Annotated in this window: 16 protein-coding genes and 4 pseudogenes; 8 read left to right on the top strand and 12 right to left on the bottom strand. The window is 32.0% G+C overall.

Annotation, left to right across the window (positions count from 1 at the left end; translation table 11 throughout):
- Positions 1–2: 2 nt before the first annotated feature.
- From FTX43_RS14205 to FTX43_RS14195, 3 genes are all read right to left on the bottom strand, one after another.
- Positions 3–1,964 (bottom strand): site-specific DNA-methyltransferase, encoded by a 1,962-nt coding sequence (locus FTX43_RS14205; protein ID WP_187160012.1) that lies wholly within the window; start codon positions 1,962–1,964, stop codon positions 3–5.
- 368 nt (positions 1,965–2,332) lie between these two features.
- On the bottom strand, positions 2,333–3,115 hold the full coding sequence (locus FTX43_RS14200) for a hypothetical protein (protein WP_142432547.1): 783 nt from the start codon (positions 3,113–3,115) through the stop codon (positions 2,333–2,335).
- An 83-nt stretch (positions 3,116–3,198) separates the two neighbouring features.
- Complete coding sequence (locus tag FTX43_RS14195; protein WP_142432546.1) at positions 3,199–4,104, bottom strand: AbiJ-NTD4 domain-containing protein; 906 nt, start codon at positions 4,102–4,104, stop codon at positions 3,199–3,201.
- A gap of 242 nt (positions 4,105–4,346) precedes the next feature.
- On the opposite strand from FTX43_RS14195, the gene FTX43_RS14190 reads away from it, so the two are divergent.
- Positions 4,347–4,514: a hypothetical protein gene (locus tag FTX43_RS14190; RefSeq protein ID WP_021108832.1), complete on the top strand. Its 168-nt coding sequence runs from the start codon at positions 4,347–4,349 to the stop codon at positions 4,512–4,514.
- Between the two features lie 103 nt (positions 4,515–4,617).
- On the opposite strand, the gene FTX43_RS14185 is transcribed toward FTX43_RS14190, so the two are convergent.
- The 3 genes from FTX43_RS14185 to FTX43_RS14175 all read right to left on the bottom strand — a co-directional run bounded on the left by FTX43_RS14185 (position 4,618) and on the right by FTX43_RS14175 (position 7,733).
- Complete coding sequence (locus FTX43_RS14185) at positions 4,618–5,232, bottom strand: DUF5710 domain-containing protein (RefSeq protein ID WP_147607145.1); 615 nt, start codon at positions 5,230–5,232, stop codon at positions 4,618–4,620.
- Positions 5,233–5,380: 148 nt separating this feature from the next.
- A complete protein-coding gene (locus FTX43_RS14180) occupies positions 5,381–6,412 on the bottom strand; it encodes a hypothetical protein (RefSeq protein ID WP_147607144.1) in 1,032 nt (343 codons plus the stop codon).
- A 640-nt stretch (positions 6,413–7,052) separates the two neighbouring features.
- Positions 7,053–7,733 (bottom strand): IS6-like element IS1216 family transposase, encoded by a 681-nt coding sequence (locus FTX43_RS14175; RefSeq protein ID WP_001015311.1) that lies wholly within the window; start codon positions 7,731–7,733, stop codon positions 7,053–7,055.
- A gap of 273 nt (positions 7,734–8,006) precedes the next feature.
- Here FTX43_RS14175 and FTX43_RS15010 point away from each other — a divergent pair, with 273 nt between their 5' ends.
- From FTX43_RS15010 to FTX43_RS14170, 3 genes and pseudogenes are all read left to right on the top strand, one after another.
- Positions 8,007–8,165 carry a hypothetical protein gene (locus tag FTX43_RS15010; protein WP_002319093.1) on the top strand — a complete coding sequence of 53 codons (159 nt, stop codon included), beginning with the start codon at positions 8,007–8,009 and terminating at the stop codon, positions 8,163–8,165.
- A 15-nt stretch (positions 8,166–8,180) separates the two neighbouring features.
- Positions 8,181–8,324 carry a hypothetical protein gene (locus FTX43_RS15005; protein WP_002319092.1) on the top strand — a complete coding sequence of 48 codons (144 nt, stop codon included), beginning with the start codon at positions 8,181–8,183 and terminating at the stop codon, positions 8,322–8,324.
- 213 nt (positions 8,325–8,537) lie between these two features.
- Positions 8,538–8,687 (top strand): annotated as a pseudogene (locus FTX43_RS14170) (cysteine peptidase family C39 domain-containing protein); the annotation flags it as partial.
- A gap of 8 nt (positions 8,688–8,695) precedes the next feature.
- Here the strand turns inward: FTX43_RS14170 and FTX43_RS14165 are convergent.
- On the bottom strand, positions 8,696–9,655 hold the full coding sequence (locus tag FTX43_RS14165; protein WP_000222573.1) for an IS30 family transposase: 960 nt from the start codon (positions 9,653–9,655) through the stop codon (positions 8,696–8,698).
- 442 nt (positions 9,656–10,097) lie between these two features.
- On the opposite strand from FTX43_RS14165, the gene FTX43_RS14155 reads away from it, so the two are divergent.
- The 3 genes and pseudogenes from FTX43_RS14155 to FTX43_RS15545 all read left to right on the top strand — a co-directional run.
- Positions 10,098–10,313, top strand: coding sequence for a leucocin A/sakacin P family class II bacteriocin (locus tag FTX43_RS14155; RefSeq protein WP_002313088.1), 216 nt, complete (start codon positions 10,098–10,100; stop codon positions 10,311–10,313).
- Positions 10,314–10,655, top strand: coding sequence for a bacteriocin immunity protein (locus FTX43_RS14150; RefSeq protein WP_002318791.1), 342 nt, complete (start codon positions 10,314–10,316; stop codon positions 10,653–10,655).
- A gap of 63 nt (positions 10,656–10,718) precedes the next feature.
- Positions 10,719–10,778 (top strand): annotated as a pseudogene (locus FTX43_RS15545) (LsbB family leaderless bacteriocin); the annotation flags it as partial.
- 396 nt (positions 10,779–11,174) lie between these two features.
- Here FTX43_RS15545 and FTX43_RS14140 read toward each other — a convergent pair.
- The 5 genes and pseudogenes from FTX43_RS14140 to FTX43_RS14115 form a co-directional block, all read right to left on the bottom strand.
- Positions 11,175–11,855, bottom strand: coding sequence for an IS6-like element IS1216 family transposase (locus FTX43_RS14140; RefSeq protein WP_073461083.1), 681 nt, complete (start codon positions 11,853–11,855; stop codon positions 11,175–11,177).
- A gap of 469 nt (positions 11,856–12,324) precedes the next feature.
- Positions 12,325–12,642: a type II toxin-antitoxin system RelE/ParE family toxin gene (locus FTX43_RS14135; protein ID WP_002318298.1), complete on the bottom strand. Its 318-nt coding sequence runs from the start codon at positions 12,640–12,642 to the stop codon at positions 12,325–12,327.
- Positions 12,643–12,897: an AbrB family transcriptional regulator gene (locus FTX43_RS14130; protein WP_002318299.1), complete on the bottom strand. Its 255-nt coding sequence runs from the start codon at positions 12,895–12,897 to the stop codon at positions 12,643–12,645.
- Positions 12,898–13,156: 259 nt separating this feature from the next.
- Positions 13,157–13,381: pseudogene (locus FTX43_RS15540) on the bottom strand (type II toxin-antitoxin system RelE/ParE family toxin).
- 553 nt (positions 13,382–13,934) lie between these two features.
- A pseudogene (locus FTX43_RS14115) lies at positions 13,935–14,021 on the bottom strand (single-stranded DNA-binding protein); the annotation flags it as partial.
- 1,165 nt (positions 14,022–15,186) lie between these two features.
- Here FTX43_RS14115 and FTX43_RS14110 point away from each other — a divergent pair.
- The gene (locus FTX43_RS14110; protein ID WP_010731498.1) at positions 15,187–16,227 is read left to right on the top strand and encodes a replication initiator protein A; all 1,041 of its coding nucleotides are present in this window, start codon (positions 15,187–15,189) and stop codon (positions 16,225–16,227) included.
- Positions 16,228–16,348 lie beyond the last annotated feature (121 nt).

Genomic DNA, 16,348 nt, shown 5'->3' with positions numbered 1-16,348 from the left:
TCCTAATATCTCACTTGTAGATTGACTTTATTTTCAAGTTGATTCAGTGCAATTTCAAGTTCCCGTAAGCTTTCCATCTCTATGGTATAGCCATACACCACAATCGTCTGTACGACCCGTTCATTTTTACCAATTGCATTCACTAAGGCCTTGGTATTTTCTGCTTTCCAATCCTTCGTGATGATATAAATGCGTTGATTGTTTACATAAGGGAGTGAAATACCCGCAACATCGATTCGTTCGATGGAAACATCAAACGGATAATTATCTTTAGCAAGGTAAGTCTGTAAAATTGTATCCATTCCAGCCGCGTTCCCTGCCACACCTAATTTTTCACTAGAGAAGGCATCAATCATATCATCAAGTAGGTCGAGTTGTAGTTGGTTATCATAATCGATTTTCTCCAATGTATCTTGGGTTGGTGGTATCACACGATAATGCTTAAAGCCAAAATCTTGTGCTTCTGTCAATAACGGATTTTCTTCTTTGATTTTATTGGCTGCTCGGATGATACGCTCACGAGAGATTTCATCAATGGACTTATAGCCGGCTTTATAGGCTGTCTCACCACCTTTAGTAGGAACCTCTTTACCATCAGAGTTCACCGTAAAGGTTGGCTCAGGTAAGGTACACATAATATATTGGCGATTACCTCCATCTTCAGCGTTTAATTGCATGACTGCATCAGCAGTTGTTGAGGATCCGGCAAAGAAATCCAATATAACCGAGCTTTTATTTGCCCCAATAAGAAGCAGTTCCCGAATCAATTCAGTGGGTTTAGGAGTTGAGAAAATTTTAAGACCTGAAAATAATGCCATAACTTCCCTAGTAGCATTTGTCGCTGTGCCTAGATGAGTCCAAATAGTAAATGGGTTTACTCCTTTACTATTTGCTTCAGATAAAAAACGTTTCATTTGTGGTCGACCTTTTCCATTCTTTCCAAAAACAATCCGATTGTCTTCCAAGGCACTGGCGAACTTTTCTTGAGTAGTTCGCCAGTGCCTCCCCCTAGGAGGGAGGTGCTGCTCCCCTGTAGTTGGGTTAGTAATAACATATGTCAAATTTGGACGAACATTCGGGGCATCAAACGGATCTGCCACCCAAGGCCCCCTCAAATCATTATCTGGATTAGTAAATTTAGATACATCGATTGGTAAAGTATTTAATTTATAGTTCAATCTATTTTTAGCAAAAGCCAGCGTATAATTATGAGATAAAGATACATCCGTATCATTTTGGCTGGACTTCCTATGCTGCCAAATAAAATCAGCAATAAAGCTACTTTGTCCAAACACTTCATCCATCAACAACTTCAAGTTCGCCTGCTCATTATCATCAATGGATACAAAAATCACGCCGGAATCTTTCAGGACTTTCTTAGCCAAGTATAGCCTTGGATACATAAACGTTAGCCATGCACTATGCGTGGCTTTGCCTTGAATCGACTTTAAACGTTTGAGTTCATCCTCATTTAAAGCAAACATATCTTTGAGTTGATCATCTGAATACTCAAAGTTATCTGGGTAGACAAAGCCATCCGAACCGGTATTATAAGGTGGGTCAATATAGATAAAATCTACACTGTTCGCATAATTTTGTTGCAGGTGGCGTAATACTTCTAAGTTATCCCCAGTAAAGAACAGATTTTTACTATTTTTGTTTTCCTCTTTTTGGTTGTGATCATTATCTGGCACAATAACGGTCGTTGGCCGTTCACCGGCTTGCTTCTTGGCATAGTTTTTGCCAATAAAATCTAAACGGTAGCCACTAGAAAGTTCATCGATATTATGCTCTTTTAAAGCTTGTTGAAATTTTTCATTATCAAAGGTTGAGGTTTCAACAACATTGCCTTCTTCATCATATTTGGTAGCAGTAAAAAATTCTGGCATCTTTTGACGTAGTTCGTCCAAAAACGCAGAATTTGATTTGATTGATTCATTAAACTGTTGATTATCTCGTAACATCTTGACACTTCCTCTTAATACATATTTTGTCTTTTACTTTAAATTACTGAATACTGTTAAATAGTAAAATGACTATTAGTGCTATTATACCATAAAACCGCTGCTTTCAACGGTTTTATGGATAGGCCATACTCAGGTATTCTTTAGTATTTATATACATCTCGTATTGCAGTCAAGCTTCAAACCATGTAAACTTTTTACCAATTTAATCAACTCAATGTCGTATTGTATTTAGAGACAACTACCTAACTAGGATACCAAAATATATTCTTGGTTATAGGAATACATCAGTTCTTTTTTGAGTTCACATAAATACTTTTGATAATTTTTGATTCTGTTTTATACAGAAATATTCAACTGTACTGTTTTTATTGCAACAGAGAATGTATCACCTTAATAATAGTCAATCCAAAATCAACAAAAAAACTTTTTTGTTCTTCCGAATAGTTTTTTCTTTCCGCAATCGCTTCATCAGTCGCATGTCTAAAACAATGCATTTTCTTTCTATAGCTTGTTACTACATCATTAGAAATATAATTGAAACAAATCGTAGAATAATCAGGAATAAGAAATCTACCATTCTTTTTTAATAGACTTTCTATTAAGTTTGCTATCTCTGCAAGTTTTTCATCTATACTCATATTATTGAACGATGCTTGTCGATTTGATATTTCGACAAACTTTTGATTGATTGAGGCATCTACATCAACATAGGTTGATTTCTGCTCAAATGTCAACCCTGCGACAAATGTTCTTCTAACGGCATATCTAACAGTACCGTTATCGTCATTTCCCTCTGCAATAATTTTGTTCCTGATTTCCCCATAAGTAAAATCACTAGGTTCAACAGGTGGTCGTACCAACAATCTAGGAAATTCTTTTATCTCATATCCTACTTTAAACAAGTAATACGATATAAGATAAAACCAACATTTATTCTCATTACCAGAAAAATTTCCCTCTGGTTGGCATAATTCTCTAAATTTTGTTATTGCTTCTTCTACATCATACACTTCGAATTCATAATCTTCCGTTTCCTCATAACCGTCAAATATATTGTATACTTTATTAACATTTTTAATCGAATTAAAAAATCGATAATGATATTCATTTTTTTGTATATTCTGAAAATAAAAATCTTTTAAATCCATACTGTTACTCCAATTCTTTTAAGGAAATCTATAAATTATCTTTGGATAGTCATCGCCACCAATCTCAATCTAATACGTTATTTTTATTCTAGATACTGTATTGCTAAAGCAATCAGCGATAAACATCGATTAAAAAGGTAATCATAATAACGTGTATCCGTGATATCAATTTTATCAGTTTCATGATGACGTATGCGATATTCATTACCGATATTTGTTAATGCTTTAAATTCATCATCAAATAAATCTCCAAATTTTTTATTCCCATTTGACATATCATTTATAATTTTTCCTGATGAATGTTTCTTGTCCAGTGCTGTATAATATGTTTTTAAGCGTTCTAATGCATCCCATATCTTTTCGACTGAATCTTGCCGTGCTGCCGGGTTTGGTGTTTTATACAATGCAACTGCATCTTTCAACAACTCTCTTGTACCTTGCTCCTGTACTGATAAAAAAGAGTTTTCTATTTCCGCTGTAATTGGACTATTCTCAACAATTCTTTCAATAATCTTTTTGTCCGTAAGTTCATATAACAGCCCAGACTCAGAGAATATTTCATTTATTTCCTCTTGGAAATTTGCAAATACATTTGAAGAGTTAAAACAGTCTATTGTTTGGTAGTTTCGGTATTTGTTATTGTTCCACCGCTCTGAGATATCTCTAATATTTTGCGCAAAGAATTCAATAAGGTCTAAAAGCGAATATTGATTATATTCGTCTTCAGATTGTGGCGTGCTAATTCTGTCATGCTCATCCCGAAAGAGAGACGGTATTTTTATCTTAATTCTCGTCGTAAATCCATTTTCATCAAATGCTATATAATCACTATCTGTAAAATCGTGATGACAATTTAATATAAAAATATATGTTAAATTCTTTTGATATCTTTTACAACAATTTAAAAGTAATGAATACATATCTCTGTTAATTAAATATGTCTTCTCCTGCGGTGCTCTTATACCGTGCCTTTCAGAATATAATTTCATAAAACATCTCCTTAAAGTTGTCTTTTAATAACTGTATCTTCTATATAAACGATACTTATTTCATCAACTTCCTTGATATAAAATCACATCGTAAATATAAGCTGAATTCATACTTGTAATTATATCACGAAGAAGATTATCTCCTAGTGATTTTAATAAGTCTATCTAAGAAACATTGGATTTTCTACTATCTCTATTACCATATATAAGTACCAAACTAATAAATATATGGAGGCATTCAAATGGAACAAAGTAGTATGAATAGTAAGTTTAAGAAATTGGAGAGATTAGATAGCGTTAAGATAGGCTATGCTCGCACATCCACTATCGAACAAAATCTAGGATTAAAGGTCCAAACAGAAGCATTGGTGGATTGTTCAATCATCTTCTCGGAGCACTTCAACATCTGACATTTTTTTAATGCCATTAAGTTATTCTAGTTTTGAAAAGAACAGCTTTTTTATACTCATTTACAAAGCAAACTCAAAAAATAATTTGACATTAACCGAAAAATCATGTCACATTAGCAGATTTACACCGTCTTAAATAAAAATAATCTGGTGAAATGCTCCTGTCCAGCACCAACCAAGAGCCCACATCTTCCTTCAAGTCATACTTATATAATGTCAATTCGCTGTCATTCATATATCCAAACGGACTATCTGGTTCATTATACAAAAAGAAATTTCCCTGTAAGCTGTCACAATGAGAACAAACATTAGCAAAATAGCTTCTCTTTTCTATGTAGGAGTATTTAAATTTACATCCAAACTTTGTCGAAAGTTCTTCTTTTATTTTTTTAGGAATTTCATCATTTAATGCCCATAACTGGAGATCATAACCAGTATCTTTTTGAACTGAGACTGTTGGTCTGTCTAAATCAATAATATTATGTGATAAAGCTCCTACAGCATAAACCTTCGTATTTTTATGACACTTCCAACACGACTGCTGACCTTCAACAATTAAAAAGTTGTCTTTGACTATAATACATCCATCAACCCACTCTTTGAACTTTACATAGTCATTTTGATTTTCAACATACCACTTTTTTTCTTTTGGATCCCACTTCGCACCTAATTGTTTAGCCAACTCTTTTTGTTCAAATGGAACAGTTAAATAAAGCATAATACAACCTCCTTAGTGAGCGTTTTCACTTATAGTATCATATTTATACAAGCATATAAATCTTTGGAACAAAATGAACTAAAAATACTGCTAAAAAAGCTTATACCATTCTTTTTTGAAGGATAAAAGCTTTTTTACTTATATTGAATTATTGATACACAACCCGAAAGTTTTTCAAATTTCGCAACACTTCACCAGTACGTTGATTATTTTTGAGAACAGCTTCGTCTAAATAGCCAATGTTTTGCTCAAGTTCTGTTAATTGTTGACTAAGAGACAAATAACAATTAGTCATCATGTTTAAATTTTCTTGATGCCGTTCCTCTTCTCTTAAAATTTGGAAAGCTTTTTCCCAATTACTTGCTCGTTGATCCTCAAGAATTTGATAGATATAAGTTAATCTTTTTAGCGTGTCATAATCATCGTTCTGCATAGACGGCGGAAGTATCGGACTTAGTTGATTGTACCAATCGATAGACTGCTCGATTGGTTGATTTGTTATAACTTCTAAATCAGTTAATAATGTGTCTCTTTGATTGCATATCACTTGATGCTTCTCTTCTTTATGAAATTCCTTGGAGAAATCTCTAATAGCATTTTTTTCTTGATCAGCAGTCAGCGCTTCTTTTTCTAGTGTCTCAATGGTTTGATTCAGTTTATTTTTTTTGGCTTCTTCTCTCAATTTGATAAACAAATAAACGCCAATCACCAATAAGAAAAAGAGAAATACATTGTAGTCTCTCCACATGCCTACAACGGTATACACGACATCCATTCTAAATCGAGCGCCTGCTGTTTCGGAACTTCGATCAAATAATGGCACTTTTGCTGCGAATTGCTTTGATTCATACCGCTCCCAAATCTGCATAAGATGATTGATTCCTATGAAAATAATTCCTGTAACAAGACTTGAGATAAGTACTATTTTTTTTGATGAAATCGGTTTGATGTTTTTCTTTTCTTCTCGCAAAGATTCCAGTTCAGGCTGGATTTTAAGTTGATCCTGATTGGCTTCTATATACTCGAACCTCTTGTATTCTTCGTTTACAATGTTAATCCTTTGATTAGCATCATCTTGAATTTGTTTTTGTTTAGCATCTTTTGTTGAGAATATTTTTTTGTAATTGAATTCAATGTTTAAATAGACTGACAAAAAAGCTAACAGCTCTTTTCGATTCATATCACTAACTTCTTTCGAAGGAATCGAGACTAGATATTCACCCATCTTGTCAAACCTCCTCTCACTGGGTACTTTTTTTTACGAAGCTTCTATTTGCAATCATTGAGATGATAAAGAATATACTGAAAAGCACTGGCGAAAAATAAAATATAACCAAGCGGACTGGGAACAAAATCACAGTTAAACCAGAGAATTTAGCAAGCTTAATTAAACTTTGGTAATTGTCTTTTTCATAGTACGTTTCATTTGCGACTCGATGATTTTCAACCGGAATATCGAATTGTATATCATGGTACGTATCCCCGATTCTCACATTTTTTCTTATAGATTTTGTTTCTTGATACCTTTTTAACACTTGCTTTTGATTTCTTGTATAAGAGAAAATCTCTTTTTCATTTGACTCTCTGTATTCGCTAAAAGATTGACCAATTAGAGATAAACTAGTGATACACAATAAGTGAAAAAAAGATGCTATTCGACTACATAACCCCAAAACGTATGGATAAAATAAAAGAGATAAAAATGTAACAAATAGTAAATTCGTTCCTGTAAAAAAAACCTGTGCATCATTGCCTATGATAAATCCGGTTCTGTTGCAAAGTTTTAAATAAAGAATAAAATCCCTTACGGTATCTATGATTTAAGCTGGGATTCCCAATAATACCTTGATTTCAGTACAGACCGAAAACCCGAAGAGAGTGCCTTCTTTTCGGGTTTTCTTATATAATCCTCGAATGGCTTCCATACCTTTAATCGTGGTAGAGGCAGTGCGTAAACTTCGATAGAATTTATTGCGTCTCTTTACTGGACGATGGTCTTGTTCAATCAAATTATTCAGGTATTTAATGGTACGATGTTCTGTCCCTTGATAAAAGCCGTATTCTTTTAGTTTCTTAAAGGCACTTGTAATAGAGGGGGCTTTATCTGTGACTACAACCTTCGGTTCATCAAACTGCTTCACTAACCGCTTAAGAAAAGCATAGGCTGCTTGTGTGTCCCGTTTTTTACGTAACCAAATATCCAAGGTTAAACCATCTGCATCGATGGCTCGATACAAATAATGCCATTTTCCTTTAATTTTGATGTACGTTTCATCCATTTTCCATGAATAAAAGGATTTTTTATTTTTCTTTTTCCAAATTTGATAGAGTAGTTTGCCATATTCTTGCACCCAACGATAAATCGTCGTATGAGAAACGTTAATGCCACGATCATATAAGATTTCTTGAACTTCACGATAGCTAAGGTTATAACGAAGATAGTAGCCCACGGCTACAATAATCACATCCTGCTGAAATTGCTTTCCTTTAAAATGATTCATCGTCATTCCTTCTGCTATCTTTTTCTATTATTCTACCTTATTTGATAGTAGATTTAAAACTTTGCAACAGAACCCTGTACATTATGTCAACAAGAATTTAATATAACATATTTTCCTAATTAATTCTAACTATACCACATTATCAAAAATATAAATTATCTTTACTAAATAAAATATTGACAAGCCTATACCTTTTGTTTTTTTATAAAGAATACGCTTTCTTTATTATTATCTAATCTATTTGTATTTCTTTGCTCAAGGAGGAGAGCTATTATGAAAAAAACATATAACGAACTATCTGTTAGTGACACACAAAAAATTACGGGTGGTGGAACTTTTTTAAATAACTTTTCTGCTATCAAAACAACTTATGATTTTGGTAAATGGTGTGCTGATAGAGTATTTGGAGCCATGGGTTTTAAGAAAAGATAATAGGAGGTAGCTCTAATGAATTTATCAAATAAATACAAAGAATTATCCACTACGGATTCTAGAAAAGTAACTGGGGGAGTTATCCCACTCGGTGTTTGGCTAGTAGGTAGTTTCATGGCAGGTTATACAGTCCAATCTTGTTATTGGAAACGTAAATAAACAAGAAAAAATAGCCAAAAGAGTATATATATCTTTTGGCTATTTTCTTATCTATGCTGTAAAAATAAAGAAAATATCACTTTAGCAACAAAAAATCCTACAATAAAAAAAATTACTACTAAAATAGATTTTCCTAGTTTTAACCAAATGTTATTTTTTTTCATATTATTTCCCCTTCTGCTTTTTCAATAATTATATATTAAAGGAGAATTTATGAAAAATATTATTTTACAACAAGATGAAAAAGATTGTGGAGTTGCTTGTCTTGCAATGATATTAAAGCACTACAAGACAGAAATTCCCTTACATAAGTTAAGAGAATTATCAGGTACTGATTTAGACGGTACTTCAGTTTTTGGACTTCTTAATTGTCAAATTAAGTTAGACAAATCATCAATACTTACGTAACTCAAAAATACTTCCAAAGGTGTTCGATAATTCAGTGATTTTCTAGGAATATTATTTCGTTTCGATGCGACAGATTGAATAAAAGATTCATCTACTGAATTGAAATCCATAGATTTCAATAAACCATCTCTACGTAACAATCCGTTAGAATTCTCGTTTAGGCCTCTTTGAGACGGCGTTCCTGGATCAGCGAAATAAATGGCAATATCATTGGCATTACTGATCTGTTTCCAATTTGAAAATTCCTTTCCACAATCAAAAGTGATGGATTTGAATAGATTTTTCGGTACAGATTCAAACCAATGATTTAATTTGTTTTCAATATCAATCGCTTGTCTACCACACGGTTTCAATGTGATGATAACTTTTGATAATCGTTCAACTAAGGTAATTACAGCACTTTTATGTTTCAAACCTACGATAGTGTCACCTTCAAGGTGACCAAACTCATTTGAGAATTGGCTATAATCTTTTTCACGTTCATGAATAGAGCGACGGAAAGCTTGTTTTCCACGTCTTTCTTGATGTCCATTTGGTTTACGCTTGCCTTTCATCGGTAAGTCAGAAGGATTAAATAGCCCCTTTTTGAACATACGATAAATGGTACGAGCAGAACAACGAATAGGAAACGCTGCACGACCAACAATCACATCGGGTGTCCATCCTTGAACAACCTTTCTTTGAATATATTCTGATTGTTCCTCAGGTAAAACAAGCGGGCGTCTACCACAGTTTGATTTGTTTTTCTTATACTGTTGATAGTACTCTAAGGCTGATTTTCCTTGCTTGAAGAACAGGTATACTTTATGGATCGTTTGTCTTGAACGATTCAAGCAATGCGCAGTTTTCGCAACAGATTGATTTATTTTGAAATAAGACTCTATCATTACAAGTTCATCCGTTGTAAGATGGGTATAGGTCATTTGTACTCACTCCTTATAATTCTTTGGACGGAACTATTTTGAGTGTAGCACAAATGACTTTTTTAGTTGTCTAGCTTAATTTTACAATCGGCGACTTAAAAAAGCTCTAGAAAATTTAAATTTTAACTTTGTATAGCCACTTAAGGTTTTACCAATAAAATCCACACCGGCTTGATAAGCATCCGTTTCATTTCTCCTTGTTGATTTGAAAATTTTTATATATACATCAAGGCTATTTTATAAAAAGAAGGTATTGATGGCAATATTTGTTTTGAATGAAATGGTACAATAATCAGGTTAAAAATAATTGGAATTGATGGATACCAACTTACAAAAGTGTTAGAGAAATTCTTTTTTTTTAACGTTTACAAAGCTATACCAATAGCTATATAATTTCTACATAGAAGACGTTTTCTAATTTTTATTTTCAAGGTGAATATTAATGAAAAAGAAATTAGTTAAAGGCTCAGTTATTTGTAGCATGATTGGGATTGGTTTTATAGTAATAGGAACAAATGTAGAAGCTGCCACGTATTACGGAAATGGTGTGTATTGTAATAAGCAAAAATGTTGGGTAAATTGGGGACAAGCTTGGTCAAAAGGGGTTAAACGTTGGGGAGATAATTTGTTTGGTAGTTTTAGTGGAGGAAGGATTTAAATGATTGATATTAGGGAAATAAAAAAAATAATTCATGAATTGTATAATAGTTTAATGAAGCGTGATAAGACCAAAGCTATATTAGATATTACAGATGTTTTGTTGCAAGTCTATAAAAAAATAGATAGCGAAAAATATCCAGAAATATTAATAAACAAATTGGTGAATTATATCTATATTGTTGGATTTGACAATAAAATTCATTTTTTAGGAAATGATGAAAAGTTATTAATAGAATTGGGAGATATATCTAAAAAGGCTGGAATTAACAGTAAATATAAAGCTAATTTTACAGATAAATCTCAATTCTATAGTTATTCTGAAAAAGTACCTATTAGATAATTATATTTCCCTATTCAATTGAATAGTTGAAAAATTCAATGAAGCAATATAATATGATTTAATGAAATAGCATGGTTCAAAAATAAACATGGATACTATCCATGGGAAATTCCTAGATGCTAATCATTGGCAGTATATTTTTAATAGTCTTTTTGATAGTATTTATTTTTATAATAAAAATGATGAAAGAAAACTCCCAAAAAGTAATATTAGCTATATATTTAATCGTTGTATTAAGTATTATATTATTTTTAGTGGAAATGCTAGCAATTATAAAATATATTATGGTCCTACTACTATTTAGTATCTAAAAATAATCGTTAGGAGATAAATAAAATGAAGCTATCTACAACAGTAAAAAAAACAATTGATGGTGTTTTAGAAATACTATCACAAATTCTACTTTATATTTTTTGTCATTAATTATCACTAGGTTGCTATGCAATATTTCACCGAAGGTGAAACGGTTCTGTTGCAAAGTTTTAAATAAAGAATAAAATCCCTTACGGTATCTATGATTTAAGCTGGGATTCCCAATAATACCTTGATTTCAGTACAGATCGAAAACCCGAAGAGAGTGCCTTCTTTTCGGGTTTTCTTATATAATCCTCGAATGGCTTTCATGCCTTTAATCGTGGTAGAGGCAGTGCGTAAACTTCGATAGAATTTATTGCGTCTCTTTACTGGACGATGGTCTTGTTCAATCAAATTATTCAGGTATTTAATGGTACGATGTTCTGTCCCTTGATAAAAGCCGTATTCTTTTAGTTTCTTAAAGGCACTTGTAATAGAGGGGGCTTTATCTGTGACTACAACCTTCGGTTCATCAAACTGCTTCACTAACCGCTTAAGAAAAGCATAGGCTGCTTGTGTGTCCCGTTTTTTACGTAACCAAATATCCAAGGTTAAACCATCTGCATCGATGGCTCGATACAAATAATGCCATTTTCCTTTAATTTTGATGTACGTTTCATCCATTTTCCATGAATAAAAGGATTTTTTATTTTTCTTTTTCCAAATTTGATAGAGTAGTTTGCCATATTCTTGCACCCAACGATAAATCGTCGTATGAGAAACGTTAATGCCACGATCATATAAGATTTCTTGAACTTCACGATAGCTAAGGTTATAACGAAGATAGTAGCCCACGGCTACAATAATCACATCCTGCTGAAATTGCTTTCCTTTAAAATGATTCATCGTCATTCCTCCTGCTATCTTTTTCTATTATTCTACCTTATTTGATAGTAGATTTAAAACTTTGCAACAGAACCGATATATTGGACTTCCTCTTTTAAAACACAAAAATAAATACTACCTTATTTAGGTAGTATTTATTAAAAGTTACGTCAATTTTGATTAAAAATATACTACTTGAACCTCTCATGAGTAAAGTCACGAAATTTTTGGGAATAGAGCGTACTTGATATCTTATTTTTTCACTAATAGCAGTGTCTCTTATTCACCAAGCGATCCCCGTAGTTCCTACGGTTCTTAATTTTTCTCTAGACCAATGATTGTATCTTTAGACCTTCGGCCATAACATGGAGCAAAATAAAAAGGTACTAAGTCTTATATATCAATCTTCGAGTAACCGACGGTTAACAACCATATCGAGCGGCATTAATCACCCACCTGTAGAGGATGAGCGACTTTTGCCTAATTATTGTTAAAAGCCTAGTTTCATTTGTTTAGATTGGAAAATACGTCCTACAAGTATCTCTTTTTTTTCATGGTCGATCCGATAAAATAAGGCATAGCTTTTGCCGATCACGATCCGATATGTTGGGATATCCATTCCATAGATTTCGGAAACTTCCTCATGTATAGTTGGAAAATTTTTGGTTAGTTCTAAAGCCTTCTGGATCGCACCTACAAATCTTTTTATGCTGGCTGGAGAAAGAGCAAGCTCATTTTCCCATTCTTCTATTATCGTTTCAAGGCTGGTCTGGAAACTTTTAGAATAAACTAGCGTGTACTCTTTCATCTATTCACTCCAGCCGTATTTTCCGAAAGCTTTTACCATTTCAATTTCTGAAACTGTTAAACCTTTCTCAAAGTCTTGGAAACTTTCTTCAATCAATTTGCGATCGTGTTCTTTTGCTATTTGAGTAGTATCTAATATGAATAAGTTGCCTTCTTGTTTGGCTTGGACAGTGTCTCCGCTTTTTAATCCAAGAGAGCTTGGAAGGATCACTCCCACACTATTGCCGATCTTTCTAACCTTTAGTTCTTTTCCCATGTTATCACACTCCTTTTAGTTTTTGATGAATAAATTATAACATGTTATAACAACAATCGCCAACGGTGTTTCTTAAGGGATTCCACTCCATATTATTATTGGACAAAATAAGCCACTTAGAACGCTGAAAACATATACAAACGATATCAAAATACGAGTGAACTACTCACCATACACTTCCGTTAACATCCATTTAAGTAGGTATTTTTATTGTATATAGATTTAACATATGTCGGTCGGTTGATTGATATAGCTAAAGTTATAACTCAACCGAAGCCGATTCATCTACACGAATAAAGTTGCGAGTGTTCTCGGCTAATTCATAATAATTGTTATGTGTTCCATATAGCAATACTGGAATAACTTTATTTTCTTGAATCTCATAAGCAACTCTATACACGGTGACCGCATACTTAAATCCATTAGACCAATTACCTGATAAACCTCCAGTTTTTTGCTCTTACTTAAATGGATCAATAGCAATTTCATCACAAACCTATAGAGGATGAGTGACTTCTGCCTAATTACGTTAAAAAATATTGAAAGTAACTCTATGTAGCAAAAAATATCTAGAATTTCATTTCCTCAAAACTGATCGATATTGTATCTAAAAATATATACTACCTAAAATAGGTAGTATATATTAAAATATGTGCTTTTGTTAGAAAAATCAATACATAAATTATCATATCTGTATATGTCATTTTGGTATTTCAGTTATGTTATAATAGTTTTGCTGTCTGCTACCCCGGCCTAATCTGGCAAGGGGAGGAGGAGATATAATGAAATACCTTTTTGATTTTGTTTTTGCAATCAAGCCACTTGCAGATGTAGTGTGCAGTTACCTCTGCAAATGGCTTGATTGCAAAATTGCCAAAAAAGACAGTAAGCCTACCCGTTAATTCTATAATATAGAAACGTAAAAAAAACCCCATCAGCCTGCACGCTGATGGGGTTTGGTGATATAATGAAATACCTCTTTGTTACTCATAATTATACCATAATTAGTCACGAATGCAACCAATAGAAAAAACTACTTAGAACGGTAGATCATCGCTAATAACAATGCATTGTCCACCAAATGGATTTTGTGAAGCATTAAATACATTGTTATTAATTGTCGCTGCTTTTAACTAGGCCTCTCCCCTTCTATTATAAAAGAAGATATATATCATTTCTTAATTACCTACTACCTTAAACCAAAATTTAAGTACTACCTAATTTAAGTAGTACTTAAACAATCTAAAAAATAGTTATCCCAATTGTTATGCTTTTATAATACGATTATTTGTAACAAAATGAATATTATATAATTAAACACTACCATATTTAGGTAGTGTTTAATTATTAGCAAAACAAAAAATATTTATTCTATTCTCTTAACTTCAACTAAGTTATGCTGCACACCTTTATATAAATCATATGCAACTCATTAGCTAGACAAACTACAAGCATGTAGTTTTATCTGTTAATTATGTACTACCTAAATAAAGTAGTTTATAATTAACAAGTATATATATTTAAAAATTTAAGATTAATTTTTTTATGACTTGTACAAATTTATCTGATATTCTCTTATTAAGAACTACCTAATTTGGGTAGTTCTTATTTTTTACATTTTAAGTAGTATTTAATTGCAATTTGGTAGTATTTTTTTATTATCTTATTCTTAGAACGGTAGTACTTAATATAAATATAGGTAGTATCTAATTTAAGTATTAATGGTAGTATCTAAATTAACAGGTAGTATGTAACTACTTTAAAGTAATTTTTTTCAGATTAACACAGTAGTATCTTATTAAATAAGTTAATTTTAATGGTAGTACATAATTATTATATATATCTGACATTGGTAGTACTTATTGTATTTTTTAGTAGTATATAATCTATTGTTTTCTAGCCTAAAGCCTTGTCTTATAAGAATAATATAATATATACTACTGAAATAAGGTAGTATATATTGCTAGTAATGGTAGTATGTTTTATATGCATAAGGTAGTTCTTAATTTATTTTTTGTTTTGACACTGGTAGTACTTAATTATCTTTAATTTTAAAACTAAATTTTATTCATACGTTCTTCTGGTAGTATTTAATTATAAATAATATTTATTTAAAGTAGTTCTTAATGACTTTAAAGGTAGTACATAATTCATTTTATTTCTGATTTTAGGTAGTATTTAATTAAAAAACAGTTTTAATGCGTTTGCATTTTTTATTTATCTTTGCTATTTTCGAAAAGAGTAGGTAATTTTACATAAATAAAACAACGTGAAAGTAGAGGATCTACAATGACTGATTTTAAATTTTTTAAGGCGGATAGAGTTTACAACGAATTATTTTATCAATTTCCAAAAGTCTTTATTGTTTCTGACGAATACAAAAAAATGAAAGATTCAACTAAGATTGCCTATATGCTTTTAAAAGCAAGATTAGAGATCGCAATCAGCAAACGGCAAATCGATGAAGAAGGTAATGTTTATTTTACTTATACGACAAATGAACTATGTAGCGTATTAAACTGCCAAAAACAAAAAGCGATAGCAATCAAAAAAGAGTTGGAATCCTTTGGTTTATTATTACAAAAGCAGATGGGATTTAACAAACAGTTAGGGAAAAATAATCCTAATAGACTATATCTAGCAGAATTAAAAGTCTCAGAAAATGATATCTACTTACTCGAAAAATTTGATAGAGAGAATAGGGAAAACGTTGATAAATCAGAGGGTATGAAAATCATACCCACCCTCGACGAAAAATCAGACGCTGAATCCCTTGGGGCTCAAGAGGGTATGAAAATCATACCGTGCCAAAACGTTGATAAATCAGAGGGTATGAAAATCATACCAGAACTTAATAATAATATATTAGACACTAATAGACACAATATAGACACTGAAAAAGACCGCCTACAAGATCAATTGTTGTTAGACAATTTTGAGACAATTATGACAAACGACAGCATTGCTACGTTTGTCCCTGAACGAGTATTAAATTTGATAAAAACATTTTCTTCAAGTTACAGTGAAGCTCAAAAAACCGTCCAGACTATTCATAATGCAAAGAAAAAAGCTGAAATAGAAAGTGGTATTTCGATAGTTTTTGAAGAACTCGATAGTTATTATGTCAATGCAGAACAAGAATTATACACGACACTGTTAAAAGCCTATCAAAAATTAAAAACCGAAAAAGTCGAAAATATCCAGAACCTGATTTTTGTCTATGTAAAAAATTGGTTTATCGAAAAACCAATAGCTGCTAAAGTATCAAGTGAAAAACGTTTGAATTATGAAAGCTCCCCAAGCACTATTACGAAAGACTGGTTAGAGTGAAACTTTACTGACAAAGTGATTGTTGCTTCATGAAGTAACATTAAAATTAAAAATTTTTTATTATTCTAATTATATTACGAATATTACAAAATAATAGCTATTTTAATAGAATTTATAAGTT

This window comes from Enterococcus sp. DA9 (genome assembly GCF_008000875.1).
Lineage (GTDB): Bacteria > Bacillota > Bacilli > Lactobacillales > Enterococcaceae > Enterococcus_B > Enterococcus_B lactis.
The sequence above is the reverse complement of the archived record's forward strand: the minus strand, read 5'-3'. Positions and strand labels throughout refer to the sequence as shown.